The sequence below is a fragment of the Streptomyces sp. CRN 30 genome (assembly GCF_034105845.1).
This window is the reverse complement of sequence record NZ_JAVRHI010000011.1, coordinates 40,287-55,803: the sequence shown is the minus strand read 5'-3', so window position 1 is coordinate 55,803 and position 15,517 is coordinate 40,287. Positions and strand designations below refer to the sequence as shown.

The 15,517-nt window shown below is 70.6% G+C and carries 8 protein-coding genes; 3 read left to right on the top strand and 5 right to left on the bottom strand.

What is annotated here, in order from left to right; genetic code table 11:
- Both UW392_RS01260 and UW392_RS01255 read right to left on the bottom strand, forming a co-directional pair.
- On the bottom strand, positions 1-877 hold an 877-nt coding region (locus tag UW392_RS01260), incomplete at its 3' end, for a glycoside hydrolase family 11 protein (RefSeq protein WP_320772932.1).
- Positions 878-1,735: 858 nt separating this feature from the next.
- Complete coding sequence (locus UW392_RS01255) at positions 1,736-3,310, bottom strand: MFS transporter (protein ID WP_414495384.1); 1,575 nt, start codon at positions 3,308-3,310, stop codon at positions 1,736-1,738.
- A gap of 400 nt (positions 3,311-3,710) precedes the next feature.
- On the opposite strand from UW392_RS01255, the gene UW392_RS01250 reads away from it, so the two are divergent.
- The gene (locus UW392_RS01250) at positions 3,711-4,706 is read left to right on the top strand and encodes an Lrp/AsnC family transcriptional regulator (protein ID WP_320772930.1); all 996 of its coding nucleotides are present in this window, start codon (positions 3,711-3,713) and stop codon (positions 4,704-4,706) included.
- Between the two features lie 618 nt (positions 4,707-5,324).
- On the opposite strand, the gene UW392_RS01245 is transcribed toward UW392_RS01250, so the two are convergent.
- Positions 5,325-6,125: a calcium-binding protein gene (locus tag UW392_RS01245; protein WP_320772929.1), complete on the bottom strand. Its 801-nt coding sequence runs from the start codon at positions 6,123-6,125 to the stop codon at positions 5,325-5,327.
- Between the two features lie 456 nt (positions 6,126-6,581).
- Here UW392_RS01245 and UW392_RS01240 point away from each other — a divergent pair, with 456 nt between their 5' ends.
- On the top strand, positions 6,582-7,187 hold the full coding sequence (locus tag UW392_RS01240) for a lytic polysaccharide monooxygenase (RefSeq protein WP_320772936.1): 606 nt from the start codon (positions 6,582-6,584) through the stop codon (positions 7,185-7,187).
- Positions 7,188-8,129: 942 nt separating this feature from the next.
- Here UW392_RS01240 and UW392_RS01235 read toward each other — a convergent pair.
- Together UW392_RS01235 and UW392_RS01230 are read right to left on the bottom strand one after the other, a co-directional pair.
- Complete coding sequence (locus UW392_RS01235) at positions 8,130-11,090, bottom strand: M4 family metallopeptidase (RefSeq protein WP_414495382.1); 2,961 nt, start codon at positions 11,088-11,090, stop codon at positions 8,130-8,132.
- A 212-nt stretch (positions 11,091-11,302) separates the two neighbouring features.
- Entirely contained in the window at positions 11,303-12,133 is an 831-nt protein-coding gene (locus UW392_RS01230) for a hypothetical protein (RefSeq protein WP_320772927.1), read from the bottom strand.
- A gap of 784 nt (positions 12,134-12,917) precedes the next feature.
- Between UW392_RS01230 and UW392_RS01225 the strand changes: the two genes are divergently transcribed.
- Complete coding sequence (locus UW392_RS01225; protein WP_320772926.1) at positions 12,918-15,449, top strand: Pls/PosA family non-ribosomal peptide synthetase; 2,532 nt, start codon at positions 12,918-12,920, stop codon at positions 15,447-15,449.
- The last annotated feature ends 68 nt before the right edge of the window (positions 15,450-15,517 follow it).

The following is a 15,517-nucleotide window of genomic DNA, read 5'->3' as shown; positions in this document are numbered from 1 at the left end:
TGAGGGTCTGGGCGTTGGGGTAGGTGGCGCTGGTGTTCCAGGTGGAGAGGACCTTGGCGGGGGAGGGGACGTTCATGGTGACGGTCCAGTTGCTGGAGCCGCTGACGGAGACGTCGAGGTTGTAGCGGTCGCTCCACTGCTCGCCCGCGGACAGGGTCGCGGAGCAGCCGGTTCCGCCGCCCCCGCCACCGCCACCACCGCCCGAACCGGTGCCGCCCACAGTGATGTTGGAGCTGCCGCTGCTCTGGTATCCCTCGGTCGCCATGATCATGTAGTAGTTGAAGGAGCCCAGGCGCATGCCGGCCCGGGACCAGGCGTCGAAGTGGTTGCCGGTGGTGATGGTTCCGCCGGTCCGCTTCGACTGCCGGACGCTCCAGTACTGGTCGAAGGTGCGTGTGCCCTCCACGGACGGGGCGTTGTACCGCGTCGTCCTGTAGATGTCGTACGTACCGCCGTCGCTGTTGACGGTGCCCATGAACGTTCCCGTGGGCCGGTAGGTGCCCCAGTTGTCGACGATGTAGTACTCGACGAGCGGGTTCGACGTCCATCCGTACAGCGTCAGGTAGGCGTTGCCGGACGGGTTGAAGGTGCCCGAGTAGGTCACGGTCCTGCGGCTGCCGTTGCTCCATCCCTTGCCGGCGACGAAGTTGCCGGTATTGCGCCAGGACGTGCTGTAGTTGCCGCCGGAACTCATGTTCATGGACACCGTGTTGGGCGCGTCGGTCCAGAACGAGTAGTAGTAACCCTCGTGCGTGCCGGTCTGGTTCGTGGTGACGACCGTGTCGGCGTGGGCGGCCGACGGGAGCAGCAGTGTGATCACGGCGGCGAGCACGAGGGCCCAGCCACGCCTGAGACTCCTGTCAATCAACGCGTTCATCTCCGTGCGTCCTCCTGAGGGAAGAGGGGAGCGGGTAGGTGCGGGACGCGAATGGCGAACAGTGTTGGCGTGGTCCCGTCAAGTGTCAATGGTTTCGGTATCCGACTCGAAACTTGCGGCTATCGAGCGCCCCCTCCGCCAGGACTACGGAGCAGGTCAATCGCTCTTTCGTGTCAACTAGAGTCGCGCCCCGCAGTGGACTACGGGCCTCAGGGTGGATGCTCCGACTCGCGATATCGAATGTTTCGAAGCGGGCTCGAGACGTGTGCGTACTGGCCGCGGGGCAACGCCTCCGTGCTGCACACCATCACCTTGGTGCGCACCCGCATGGTTGAGTCAGTGGCCATCGCTCCGGGACGGACGCTCGTGAAGTTCACTTCGCATGACGCGAGGCTCAGGCACCTGAAGCACCGCGCAGCCCGGGTCGCCCCCGCGCGACCACCCTCGTGTCGTCAGTGGCCGACTCCGGCCTCGGACACTCGCACTCGCTGTAGCGATACGCGGATGACGGCCTCGACCTGACGGCTGGGGCTCTACCTGCATGTTCGTACGTAGTCTCGACAGTGCTTCGTAAGAGCGGACCCGGACACCCCCGCGCCGCGTCGGCGGAAGTGTCCGGGAACATCGCTCCACACGATCGCGCCGCCCTTGAGCGCCCCGCACCGAGGCGTGGACCTGGTCCGCCGCCCGGGGGACACCGGGCCGTCGGGGCGTTCGCTTCCCGGGCGGCGGAGAGTGATCCGGGCCCGTACGTGCACGAAGAGGCGCTTCCCTCGTGTCCTCGACGATCCTCGCCGACCGGGTGGCGATCGGCGGCGACCGTGGGGCGGTCCTTGTCCGCGCAGGGTGCGGGGCCCGTCAGAAGCCTTCGCCCACGACGGCCCCGGACCGCTCAGGCGTGCTCGGCGTCTGGGCGACCGACTCGCGTACCACCTTCGCCGTTCCCGTACGGCTCGCGCCGGGGCGCAGCAGGACGAAGGCGAGGACGGCCGCCAGGAACGTCAGCGCGGCCGAGACGGTCAGGCACAGGCGCATGCCGTCGAGGAAGGCGTCGCCGACCGCGCCCCAGACCTGGCCGGTCCGCTCGCCGAGCGGTACCGAGCCGACCGCGCCGAGACCGTCGTCGCGGACCGCCTGGGTGACCCGGTCGGCCAGCGGGCCGTCGACGCCGGCGTCGGAGAGGTGGCCGGGCAGTGCGGAGACGGCGCGACTGGTGAGGAGGGCGCCGAGCACGGCGGGGCCGAGCGCGCCGCCGACCTGCCGGAAGGCGTTGTTCCCCGCGGCGGCCATCCCGGCGAGCGGGTGCGGCACGGAGGCGACGGCGACGGCCGTCATCGGCGTCGTCACGAATCCCATACCGAGGCCGAGCAGGACCAGCCGCCAGGAGAGCGAGGCGAGGGACGTACCCGCATCGGCTCCGAGCAGTGTGAGCAGCGCGACGGTCACCATGAGCAGTCCAGTGGTGATCATGAGGCGCGGTGAGACCTTGTGCATGACGCGCCCCGCGACCCCGCTGACGAGCAGGGCGGCCCCGGTGATCAGGAGCATCCGCCAGGCGGCACCGAGTGTGTCGAGGTGCTGGACCATGCCGAAGTAGAGGCTCAGCACGAAGAAGAAGCCGATCATGCCGAGGAACATGACCATGGCGACGAGGGTGGTGGCGGTGAAGCCGGGGCTGCGGAAGAGTGCGAGGTCGAGCATGGGATGCGCGGAGCGCCGCTCGGCCACGACGAAGGCGGTCCCGCTGATGACCGCGACGGCGAGCGCGACGACGACCAGTGGGTCGCCGAAGGAACCCGCGCCGCCCTGGATGACTCCGTAGACGAGCGCGGTGATGGCGAGCGCGGCGGTGATCTGTCCGGGCCAGTCCAGCCGTCCGGAGCGCGGAGCGCGGCTTTCGGGAAGCAGCCGCAGGGAGACGCCGAAGGCGGACAGCGCGACGGGTATCGGCACGAGGAAGATCCACCGCCAGCCCGCCTGGCCCAGGATCACCCCGGCGACCACGCCACCGACGGCGAGCGCGCCGAGCAGGCACATCGCCCAGAAGCCGATGAACTTCCCGCGCTCGCGGTGGTCGGGCACGGCGTGGCTGATGAGCGCGAGCGTCGTCGGCAGCAGCGCGGCGGCACCGATCCCGGAGAGCGCCTGCCCCGCCCACAGCTGGCCGATCGAGTGTGCGGTGAGCGAGGTCGCGGCGCCGGCGGCGGAGAGCAGCAGCCCGGCGAGATAGACCTTCTTGCGGCCGTGGACGTCACCGAAGACCCCGGCGGTGAGGATGAAGGCGGCCATCGGCAGGACGAAGGCGGAGGAGACCCAGGACAGCTGTGAGGTGGTCGTGGAGAGGGCCGCCTGGATGGCGGTGAGGCTCACCGAGACGCTCGTCACCGGCAGGTAGGCGACGAAGACCCCGAGGCAGGCCAGGAGGAGCGTCACTCCGCGACGGGGTTCGGCGGCGGGCGGTGACTGGGACAAGAGGAGACTCCTTCGGAGCACCGGAGGTCCGGCGCGAGGGACGAGTGAGGACACACGAGCGGTACGGCGGGTCCGGCCGTAGCGGAACGGGGCGGTCGAGGGGCCGCGCTCACCAGGGCCGGACGAGACGGGCGGCGACGCTGCCGGACCGCGTCGACGTGGCGCCGGCCCCGCCCGCGCACGGAACGTCGCTCGCGGCGTGTACACCGGACGGCGCCCCGCCGCGAGCATGAAGGGACGCACCGTGAGTCCGCTCATACATCCTTCAGGAGTCTCCGTCACACTCGGTGATTCCGCCAAACCTCTGCCACGCATTCGAGGGAAACTGCTGCCGCCGGGAGTCTCGTGCAATGCTTCCGCCATGCTCGACGCCCTCGACAGTCAGATCCTCCATGCGCTGCACGTGGTGCCGCGTGCGCCGTTCCGCGTGATCGGAGAGGCGGTGGGGGTGTCGGAACAGACCGTCGCGCGACGGTACCGGGCCATGCGGCGTGCGGGCACCATGCGGGTCGTGGGGCTCGTCAACCCGGCGGTGCACGGGCTCACGGCGAGTATCGTGCGGATCACTCTGCGACCGGACAGGATCGATGCACTGGCCGAGGCAGTGACCCGATTGCCCGAGATCTCCTTCGCGAACATCTCCTTCGGCGGCTCGGAGATCGTCTGTGCGATGGAGGCGCCCCACGACGGCCGGGTACCGGATGTGCTGCGTCAACTGGGGCGCTCGCCAGGCGTGTTGGACGTCACCACGCGCATGGTGCTGCATGCCTACTCCCCGCCCGGCGCCGACTGGGCACGGCTCGGCCCCTCCCTTCCGGAGGAGGCGGTGGCGCTGCTCCTCGAGCGTCACCCGCGTCAGGAACCGAAGGGCCCGCCGGCCGAACTGCGACAGGAGGACGGCGCGCTGCTCGCCGTCCTCGCCGAGGACGGCCGAGCGAGCCAGGCCACGCTGGCGGAGGGCACCGGCTGGACCACCGGCCGGATCGCGCGACGCATGGAGGCCCTGGAGGGCTCGGGCACCCTCCTCTACGACGTGGATCTGGTGTTGGAGCGGCTGGGTTACCCCTTCGGCGCGGCGCTGTGGATGCGTACCTCGCCGGAGCGGCTGGACGAGACGGGTACGGCTGTCGCCGCTCTTCCCCGTGTCGTCTTCGCAGCGGCCACCAGCGGCGACCAGAACCTCATGGCGATCGTCATGTGCACGGATGTCGCCGACTTCTACGGTTTCCTCAGCCGCGATCTCGCCACGGTCCCCGGCATCACCGGCTACACGGTGAGCGTCCGGCTGCGTACCCTCAAACAGGCCGCGTCACTCATCCACCAGGGGCGGCTGGTGCCTTTGCTCCCGCGGCGATGAGTGGAGAAGGAGGAGCCGTGCGTGATCGTGACGGCAGTGCGGGCGCCCGGGGCCGGTGGACGCGGAACGGGTCCACGGTTTCGACGTCCTCGGCGGCGCCGGGCCGGATCCGGCACGGCCCTGGCTTCGAGGGCGCACCTTCCCGGGTCGGCGTGCGGAGGGTGCTGAACCGCTCGCCGCGACTGCGGGTCATCCAGTGGAAGAGCGACCTCGACCGGTCTCCACGGGGCGGGTAGGCCGAGCAACGTGGAGACTCGCGCCCGCGCCGACCGACGGGTTCGACGGTCCGGTTCCGCCGGGTCACTTCGTGTCGTGCAGTCGCCCGCCGTCTGCGGCGTTCGCGGTTGACGCGGCTAGGGCCTGTTGCGAAAGTCGCGTCGTCCGCCCGAAGGGCGGGCCGGGCGGCGTCAGGTGCGTGCTCTCGCCGTGCCGGGCCCAGACCCTCGTACTGGATGTACACGGGTCTGGGCCCGGTGCGGCGAGAGTGCGTGCATGGCGTCGCCCGGCAGGCGGGACTTTCGCAACAGGCCCTAGGGGGGCGGGTCGCCGCCGGCGGTGGCCCGGCGACCCGCGACGCTGTTCGCGCCGCGGGCCAGGAACTCCGGCATGGAGGCGCACTCACGGGAGGACGATGTCGCGGCCGGGTCCGCCTTCGAGGGTGTCCTTTCCGGTGCCACCGCAGACGAGATCGTCGCCGCCTTCGCCGTCCAGTGTGTCGTTGCCGGGGCCACCGAGGATGATGTCGCGGCCGTCCCCGCCCATGACCCGGTCGTCGCCGGGGCCGGCGTGCACGGTGTCGTCACCGTCGTAGCCCTCGATCATGTCGTCGCCACGGCCGCCCCACATCTGCTGGTTGCCGCTGTCACCCATCAGGTGGTCCATGCCGTCGCCGCCGTGCAGGGCGGCGGGTCCCATGACCATGTCGTTCCCCGCGCCGCCCAGCACCGTGCGCGCGGTGTGGGCGTGCAGTTCGTCGTCGCCGGGGCCGCCGCTGACGGTGCCGATCCCGGGGGTGAAGGCGGCGATCGTGTCGTTGCCGTCGCCGAGGAAGGCGTCGATCCTGTCGGGCCGGGGGCTGTCGGCGGGCAGTTCGCAGACGACGGAGGTGGTGTCCTCGGCTCTCGAGTACGCACAGTGGTCGCCCGGTTCGAGCGGGACCACGTCGCTGAAGCCGATCCGCCGGATCCCGTCGCTGGTGTACATGGAGAATATGTTGAGGTTGTTGGCCTGCCCTGCGGCAGCGGTGAAGACGATCGACTGAGATGCCCAGTCGGCCCCGACGCGGGCCTTCGCCTCGGTGGCGGTGGCGGTGGTGGTGGTTGTCGTGGTGGCGGCTGCCGGGTCGACGGCGATGCCGGCGATGCCGGTGGTGAACAGGGTCACGGCGACCGCGCTGACGGCGGCTCGGTTTCGGTTCACGAGACCTCATCTCGGTGGAGTGACGGTGGACCGACCTGCGTGGCGAGGTGCTGCCGGTGACCGGGCGGAACCGGTCGTGAAGGCAGTCTTCCTTGCTGATCCGGAACTGCGAGACCGTGAACTGACGCGGCGTCATGGTAAGCCGATGTCCCTCCGGATGTAATGGTCGGGCTCCTCGGTCAGGCATGTTCCCGGTAGCGTGCCGCCGGTTCATCGAGGGGCAGCCCTGTCCGCAACAACGGTTCTGACTCCCGGTTCACGGCAGGTTCCCTGCTCGCTGCCCATCCCTGAAATCAACTCTGTTTTCTTTATTGACATCGCACTCAGAGGTCCTACCGTTGGGAGCGCTCCCACAACAGCCTTGTCACTGGAAGGAGCTCCCCCCACATGCGCACACAGAGTTCGTTGACCGGGCGTTCGCGGTCGTCCCTCCGCCGGCCTCTCCAGGCGCTCGTCATGCTGTTCGCCGTGGTTGTCGGCGCACTGACCTGGTCGGCCCCCGCCCAGGCGCACGGCACCATCGTCAATCCCGCCTCCCGCGCGTACCAGTGCTGGAAGACGTGGGGCAGCAACCACATGAGCCCGGCCATGCAGACGGAAGACCCCATGTGTTGGCAGGCCTTCCAGGCCAACTCCGACACCATGTGGAACTGGATGAGCGCGCTCCGCGACGGCCTCGGTGGCCAGTTCCAGGCGCGGACCCCCGACGGGACGCTCTGCAGCAACAACCTGTCCAGGAACGCCAGCCTGGACAAGCCCGGACAGTGGAAGACGACCAACATCAGCAACAACTTCACGGTCCAGCTGCACGACCAGGCGTCCCACGGTGCCGACTACTTCAAGGTCTACGTGAGCAAGCAGGGCTTCAACCCCAAGACCCAGACCCTGGGCTGGGGCAACCTCGACTTCATCACGCAGACCGGCCGCTACGCCCCGGCGCAGAACATCACGTTCCCCGTCCAGACCTCCGGCTACACCGGACACCACGTCCTGTTCGTCATCTGGCAGGCCTCGCACCTCGACCAGGCCTACATGTGGTGCAGCGACGTGAACTTCGGCTGAGCCGGGGAGCGCCGCACACGGCACCGGCCTCTGCCGGACGCCGGTGATACGCCGCCCGGCCGGCCGAGCTCCGTCGTGGCAGGGGACCCATCTGGTCACCCTGCCGCGACGGGGCTTCCTGCGCTCCCGGACGCTGGTCGGACTCGTGCCCACCGCCTGACGCACCCGGCGCCGCCATGACGTTCCGGACGTCGGCCGCCCGCCCGCGCAGGGCCTGCGGCACCTCGTGAACGCGAACCTTCACGGGGACCGCACCGGCATCATCGCCGCCGCGCACCCCGTGGAGGCTCCTCGTACCGGGCAGCACGGGTGAGATCCGGGCTGTACGTGGTACGGGCCAGGGCATGCAGGAGTGGAGGAGCATCTGTGGACTGGCTGTTCATCGTGAAACCCGCGGGCACCGCCCCGGGCGGCGGTCTCCTGCTGGATCACGCGGGTCTGTGACGGCCTCCCATCGGTGTCCCTTCCGGTCCCGCCCCCGCACACGATGACCGCCGCCGCCGCGGCGCTTGGGTCATGGCCGAGCTGCGGCTCGGCCGGGGCCGACGACGGCTGCTGTGCCGTCAGCACACCGGCACGCCGGATACCTGGTTCTCCGGTGAGCTGAGGTCGATGGTGCTCATGCAGCCGCCGTACCGGGGGGCGGGTAGGACCTCCAGTCGTTGACGTAGGGCGGCACGCTGACCTGCTCACCGCGCTTCGGGCACTTCACCGGGACCTCCGCCCCGGCGGGCAGCGTCGTGAGCGCGGCCGTCCCGGTGGTGGCCCCGGTGCTGATTCGTAGGGGCGGCTACGGTGTCCCGTCCGCCCGACTCGACAAGTGCTGGAAGGACGCGGCGGGTTCCGGCGCCCACCCCGTGCGGTGGGCGCCGGTGCTCCTCGCCCGACGTCACAGTGGCCGTTTCGATCGGCGTGTGAGCCGGCGGAGCGTTGCTCCGTGGATCAGTCGCACCGGCCCGTCGGCCGGGTACGGGTCACCAGGTCGGTGGTGCCGGTGGTCGAGTCCAGCCACACCACCTGGCTGCCGGCCACCGCCGCGGCCGATGCCTGCTCACCGCGGTTGCAGGAGACGCGGCCCTTACGGGTGGCCGGGTCCTCGGGCGACCCGCCCGCGGCGAACTGGTGGAGCTTGGTGGTCGCCTCGTTGGTCAGGTCGGTACCGGTACCGGTACCGGGGAGGTGGGCGACGACCGTCACCGTGTCCTCGGAGACCGTGACGTCGCGGGCGTTCAGTCCGTCCGGTCCTGCCTCCGGGCTGAGGTCCACCACTTCGGAACCGTCGAGCGCGGCGCGGCGCAGGGCCGTCGTGCCCGCTCCGTCGTCCTCGTCGACGAGCCAGAAGACGTACGTGCCGTTGACGGCCGTCGGGCCGAGACCCGTGGCATCCGGAGCCGACTGGATCTCCGTGTTCTCGCCGGTCGCCACGTCGACGACCCGGGTGGTCAGCGCGTACTCGGCGGCACGCACCCGCCGCCTCTCCTGGTAGGCGACCTTGCCGTCGCTCACCGACGGGGAGTACGCCCGGTGGTAGGTGCCCCCGCCGATCGTCACCTTGTCCGTCGGGTCCTTCAGGCTCAGGTAGGCCACCCCCTGGCGCCCGCCGTGGTTGGCGTAGGAGAAGGTCACGACGTCACCGTCGACGTCCACGGAACTGCCTCCGCTCCGGCCGCTCCACAGCGTCCTCACCGGTCCGCCCGCGAGCGGCCTGGCCAGTACGTCGACGCCGCCGGTGCCGTACGCCTGCCACACCACCGTCCTGCCGTCGGTGGCCGGATTGACGTGGTAGCGGCCGTCGTTGGGGCTCATCAGCTTCAGTTGTCCGGTGCCGTCGGCGCGTCCGGCCCACACCGAGTACGGCTCCGAGCCGTCCTCGTTCGACGTGGACGCCGCCCACCAGCCGCCGCCCGCGCCCAGGTTCGTGTCGGTGGTGTTGACCCGGTCCAGGAGGGGGTCGGAGTCCACCCCGAGGGCCAGCTCCCAACCGGGCACGATGCCGTGGGCGGTGAAGGCGCGCTGCAGTGCCCGTTCCTCGGCTCCCGTGACTCCCAGGTCCGCGGCGGCCGCGAGGACGGCGGCCCGCCCTTCGGTGAAGCCGTCGAGCGGCGTGAGGTACTCGGTCAGCGCCCTGTAGACGATCCGGTCGGTGAGGTCGGCGCCGAGGTCCTCGCGGACGTCCCACAGGGCGCCGCCGAAGATGGTCGAGTTGAGGTGCACGCCGCCGTTGTCGGTGCCGAAGCCGACGCCGAGGAACGACCTGGCCGTGGTGCGCCCGTCGTCGAGGTCGCGCAGCGCGCACGCGCGGGGGCTCTTCGTCCGGCACAGCCGCTCACCGAGCAGGCCCGAGTCCGGGTCCGTCGCCGGGATGCCGTACACCCGCGCCTCGACGGCGTTGCCGAAGTAGTCGGCGATGGCTTCGTTGAGGGCGCCGGACTGGCCCGCGTAGACCAGGTTCGCGGAGTGTTCGATCACGCCGTGCGTCATCTCGTGGCCGACGACGTCCAGGCCCGCGGAGAGCGGCAGGTACTCGGCGTCTCCGCTGCCGTACACCATCTTCCGACCGTCCCAGAAGGCGTTGACCCACGGCTGCCCGTAGTCGGTGACGCCCACCAGGGAGTCGATGGCCATGCCGTGGTCGTCGAGACTGTCCCGGCCGTGCTCGTGGGCGAAGTAGTCGTACACCTGCCCGGCGGCCCAGTGCGCGTCCACGGCGCCCGAGTCGGTGGCCTCGGCGCCGAACGCGGGGGTGGGCGAGCCGAACTCCTGGATGTCCGCGGGCCACTGTCCGGACACGTCCCCGGCCCACGTGCCGCGCGCGTCCCAGGTGGACAGGACGTGTCTGCCGGTGAGGTCGTCGTCCGCGGCGCGGGAGCGGTCACGCAGCACGTACAGGCCACGGTTCTCGTCGCGGTCCACGCCGAGGGCGACGGTCGTGCCGTCGAGTCGGACGCCGGTACTCCCCTCGGCGGTCTGAGCCCGGGTGGTGCCCGCCTCGGACGAGTTGGCTGCCGGGGGTCTTCCGGCTGCCACGGCCCTTCCGGCTGCCGGAAGGGGAGCGCCGAACGTCTTGATACCGCTGTACTGGAGGACCGGATATCCGGCACGAGCGTCGATGTAGACCTCACGCACCACGGGTCCGCCGCTCGCCGGGTCGGTGCCGCGCACGGTGACGTGCCGGGTGAGTACGCCCGCTCCGGTGGGCAGGACGACGAGCCCGCGGGAGGTGCCCTCCAGCGGGGACTCCGTCTCGTCACCCGCGCGCGGCCTCGAGGTGAAGTGCCTGTCGCCGAGCTCGGTGAGGACGGCGTCGACGGCACGCTCGACGGCGAGCGCCTCGCCGACCTCGGCCGTCGTGCCGGTGCGCAGCTCGGTGAAGTACTTGCCGGAGGTGCCGGTGACCACCCGCCGGCCGTCCTTCTTCTCCATGCGGACGACGTACTGGCCGCCGAGGACGGGCACGCCCCGGTGCCGCTGCTGGAGCCGTACGGTCTCCCGGCCGTGCTGGGCGGTGGTGCCTGCGGGCACCAGATCGCGCTCCGCGTCCGCGATCCGGTACCGCTCCTGCCTGCCGTCCAGGTAGCTCCGGGCCGCACCCGCCGCGCTGCCCGTGGCTGGGGCCTGCTCACGGATGCCCCGCACCAGCGATGGTGTTGCCGTCTCCTGTCCCGGTAACACCTCCCCGGGGCTCGGCGCCGGTGCCGCCGCTGCCGGCACGGCCTCGGCCGGAGCGGCCGAGACGGCAAGTGCGGTAGCGCCGACCAGCGCCACCGCACCCGATATTCCACTCAGCCGCGCTCTGCGGCCGCCCTTGCGGCCACGGCCGCGATCTCTTCCGCGCAGTCTCACGGTCCCCGTCCCCCTCGTCAGTGCTGCCGAGCGACCGAGCGCCACCCGGCAGGAGGCCATCGAAGCGGTGTTGCGCCGCTCCATCAACGGGACGGGGGCGGCCTCGGGTGACTTCCGGCCGCCCGGCCTCATGACGGCATCGACCACCGGGCGGTAAGCACGGGTTCGATCGACGCCCAGCGGTCGTCGGACAGGTCGCTGGGACACCCGTCGCGCGGGCGTGACATCTGACCCGACGGAAGCAGACACCAGTCTCAGGACGAAACGCCCGGTCAGAAGTCCTCCTCGCCGAAATCCTCCTCGCTCATCATCGCGGAGCCGAACCCGCCCAGCATGTCCTCGATGTCCAACTCGGTGGCGTCGGCCGGGGCCGTCGGTGTCCGGCCCTCGCTCAACCGCACCTGGAGACCCAGCTCCTTCACCTTCGCGTTCTCGGCCAGCTCGGCCAGGTCGACGTAGACCTCGGTCAGCTCGCCGTTCTTGAGCGTGAAGTCGGCCGTGACCTCGGCGTTCGGGGCCTCCTTGAGGTCCTTGTCCGTGGGCAGTTCCGCGCCCGGCGGCAGCTTCTCCGCGAGCGGGCGGATCTCGCCGAGGAGTTCCGTGATCAGCGTACGGAACGGAGCGGTGGCGATGATGTGCTCGGAGTCGTCCTCGGTGTCGGACGTCTTGAAGTCGACCTCGCGGGCGAGGGTCGAGCGGACCGCCTCCAACAGTTCCTTCTGGGTCCTGGCGTCGAGGGTGGGTTCCGGAGAGGGCTCGAAGCCGGACTCCGCCTCCAGCTCGGCGGTGGTCTCCTCCATCTTCTTGGCGTCGATCTTCACCCACTCGCCCTCGAGTGCCTTCTTGAAGGCGCCCGCCTCCGGGGGAAGGTCCCTCGCCGACGGCACCGGGGCGCCCAGCGCCTCGCCGAGCGCGGCGGCGTCGGACCGGATGTAGACGTAGTCGTCGATGAGCCGGTACTCGACGAGATCGCTGTCCTCGGTGCTGACCTTCATGGTCATGCCGACATAGTCCTTCTCGCCGGACTCGTTGATCGGCTTCTTCGACTGCACGGTGAAACTCATCCTCGCGCCACTGAGCAGGTCGGCGAACTCGTCGGGCATCCTCGCCGGGCTCCGGGTCCGTCGAGGCGTCCAGCGCCAGCAGGCTCTGTTCATCGGTGGCGAGGCTCAGTTCGAAGGAGAGCGTCTTCTCCTGACCGAGCTTGTCGAAGGCCTGCTCGAGTCTCTTCCCGGCGGAGAGCTGCTGCACCGTGCCGCAGGCGGCCGAGCCCGCCAGGACGGCGCCGACGACTGCGGTGGCGGTCAGGGTCTTGCGTAGGGCGATGATGATGATCTCCTCAACAGTGCGATCACGAACATGATCAGTGGCAAGACCCGTGATGCCGTCGAATGGTTGTCCGAGCACCCGGCGCAGCCCGGCGGCATGCCGCTGCAGCAGGTTCACCGCCCGTCCCGCTATCCCCGCAGGAACTCACCAGCGTGAGGCACTGTCCCGCACCCGCTGCAGGGGGTGCTGCAACCAGTGGTGCAGCCCCGTCCCGCACGGTGGGACCGGTGCTCCTCACCGAAGGCGAAGGCGGTCGCGGCACCGACGGGGGCGCCGGCCGGTCCGCCGTCCGCCTTTCGTACCCGTCTCCTGACCGAGGCAGGCACGGAATGTGCACCCGTCGTACCCGTCGTACCCGTCCACCGGCCGAGGCCCCGCCCGGTGCCCTCCGGCACCGTCGGGCCGGTGCTGACGTGCCGTGACAACCATGCGGCGACCCACCGGCGTCCGGCTCCGCCCGTCGACCGGCCCGGTACGCCCGCACGCTCATGATCGCGACGACTGATCGTGACGACTGATCGCGACGACTGATCGCGACGACATACAAGGAGTTCAGCCGTGGACCGTACTGACCATGCCCCGACGGCCGACGCGGCCGGGACCGTGCCCGCTCCGGGCGCGTCCGCCGAGCCCGAAGCCGGCCTCGAGCGCCTCCTCGCCGAGGTGCTGGCCGAGGCGGTGGGCGCCGACCGGGTGTCGGCCGACAGCGACTTCTTCGACGACCTGGGGGCCGACTCCCTGGTCATGGCGCGCTTCTGCGCCCGGGCCAGAAAGCGCGACGGCCTGCCGTCGGTGTCGATGAAGGACATCTACCGGCACCGGACGGTACGGAGTCTGGCCCGGGCGCTCACGGCCCCCGCGCCCGCCTCCGTCACGCCACCGTCCGCGGCGCCGGTCGACCTCGTGCCGCCGGCCAGGACGAGTACGGCCGGCTACCTCTTCACCGGGGCGGCGCAGCTCCTGGCCTTCCTCGCCTACCTGTACGCCGGGGCGCTGGTCCTCGGTCTCGGATACGACTGGGTCGCCGCCGGGTCGGGCCTCGTGGCGACCTACCTGCGGGCGGTGCTGTTCGGCGGTGGCGCCTTCCTCGGGGTGTGCGCCCTGCCGGTCGCCGCCAAGTGGATCCTGATCGGCCGCTGGACGCCCCGCCGGATCCGTATCTGGAGTCCGGGCTACCTGCGCTTCTGGCTCGTGAAGACGCTCGTACAGCTGAACCCGCTGGTGATGTTCGTCGGATCGCCCCTGTACACCCTCTACCTGAGGGCGCTGGGCGCGCGGATCGGACGCGGCACCCTGGTCCTGTCCACCCACGTCCCGGTCTGCACCGACCTGCTCACCGTCGGGGACGGTACGGTCATCAGCAAGAACGTCGTCCTCTCCGGCTACCGGGCGCACGCCGGATGGGTCCAGACCGGCCCGGTCACCCTGGGCAGGGAGGTATACGTCGGTGAGGCGACGGTGCTGGACATCCGCACCTCGATGGGCGACGGCGCCGAGCTCGGCCACGCCTCCTCCCTGCACCCCGGACAGTCGGTTCCCGCGGGACAGTCCTGGCACGGCTCCCCGGCGCAGCGCTGCACGACCGAGTACCGGACGGTCGAACCGGTCCGCCGCACGGCCAGGGACCGTTTCTCCTTCGGCGCCGGTCAGCTCCTGACCACGCTGCTGCTGTACGCACCGCTCACCGCCGGCGGCGTCGGCCTGCTGACCGCCGGGATCCCGCAGCTGGACGCGTTCACGTACACGGGCGCACTGCCCGTGCTCAGCTGGACGTCCCTCGTGGCCGCCCTGCTCGTGTCGTTCGCGATGTACTTCGGCTCGCTGCTCGGCGGTCTGCTCCTGGTGTCCACGCTGCCCCGGCTGCTGCACCTTCCCCTGCGGGTGGACCGGACCTACCCGCTCTACGGGTTCCACCACTCGCTGTACCAGGCGATCACGCGCCTGACCAACGCCAAGAAGCTCGTCCGGCTGTTCGGTGACAGCTCAGCGATCGTGCCCTACCTGCGCGTCCTGGGCTGGAACCTCTCCAGGGTGGAACAGACCGGATCGAACTTCGGCAGCGAGGTCAAGCAGGACGACCCGTACCTGAGCCGTGTCGGCACCGGCACGACGGTCGCCGACGGGCTGTCGATGCTGAACGCCGACTACTCCAGCAGCTCGTTCCGTCTGTCGCGGGTCGAGATCGGGAGGAACAACTTCGTCGGCAACGGCATCGTCTTCCCCGCCCGCAGCCGGACCGGTGACAACGTCCTGCTGGCGACGAAGGCCATGGTGCCCGTCGACGGCCCCGTCCGGCACGACACCGGGCTGCTCGGCTCGCCGCCCTTCGAGATTCCCCGGACGGTCGAGCGCGACACCGCCTTCGACCACCTCCGCAGCGGGGAGGAGCTGCGCCGCCGCCTCGCGGCCAAGAACCGGCACAACGCGGTCACCCTGATCTCGTTCCTGTTCGCCCGCTGGATGCACGCCTTCGTCGTGCTGGTCCTCCTCCGGGCCGCGGCCGGCCTGTACGACGTGCTGGGCGCGGTCGCGATCGCCGCGGCCACCGCCCTGTCGCTGCTGTTCACCATCGTCTTCACCGTCGTGTGCGAGCGGGCCGCCACCGGGTTCCGCCGGCAGCGCCCGCTCAACTGCTCGATCTACCACCCGCGGTTCTGGCGGCACGAACGCTTCTGGAAGCACGCGGTGACGGAGCTGCGCCTGCTAAACGGCACCCCGTTCAAGGGCCTGTGGTGGCGTGCGCTGGGCGTGCGGGTCGGGCGGCGGCTCTTCGACGACGGCTGCCGGATGACCGAGCGCACCCTCGTCACCGTCGGGGACGACTGCACCCTCAACCTCGGCTCCGCGCTCCAGTGCCATTCCCAGGAGGACGGCACCTTCAAGTCCGACCGGATCACCGTCGGCGACGGCTGCACGATCGGCGTCGGGGCCCTGGTGCACTACGGCTCCAGTGTGGGCGACGGCGCCGTGGTGGCCGCCGACTCCTTCCTGATGAAGGGCGAGCAGGTGGCGCCCGGCACCCGTTGGGCGGGCAACCCGGCACGGGAACTCCCCGTCGCCCGGCCGGCCGGCATCACCGTCCCGGGCTGAGTCCCGCGTCGGCGAGACGGGCGACACCACCTCCCGTACCGTCGGAGCGGTACGCGGACGAGGGCCCC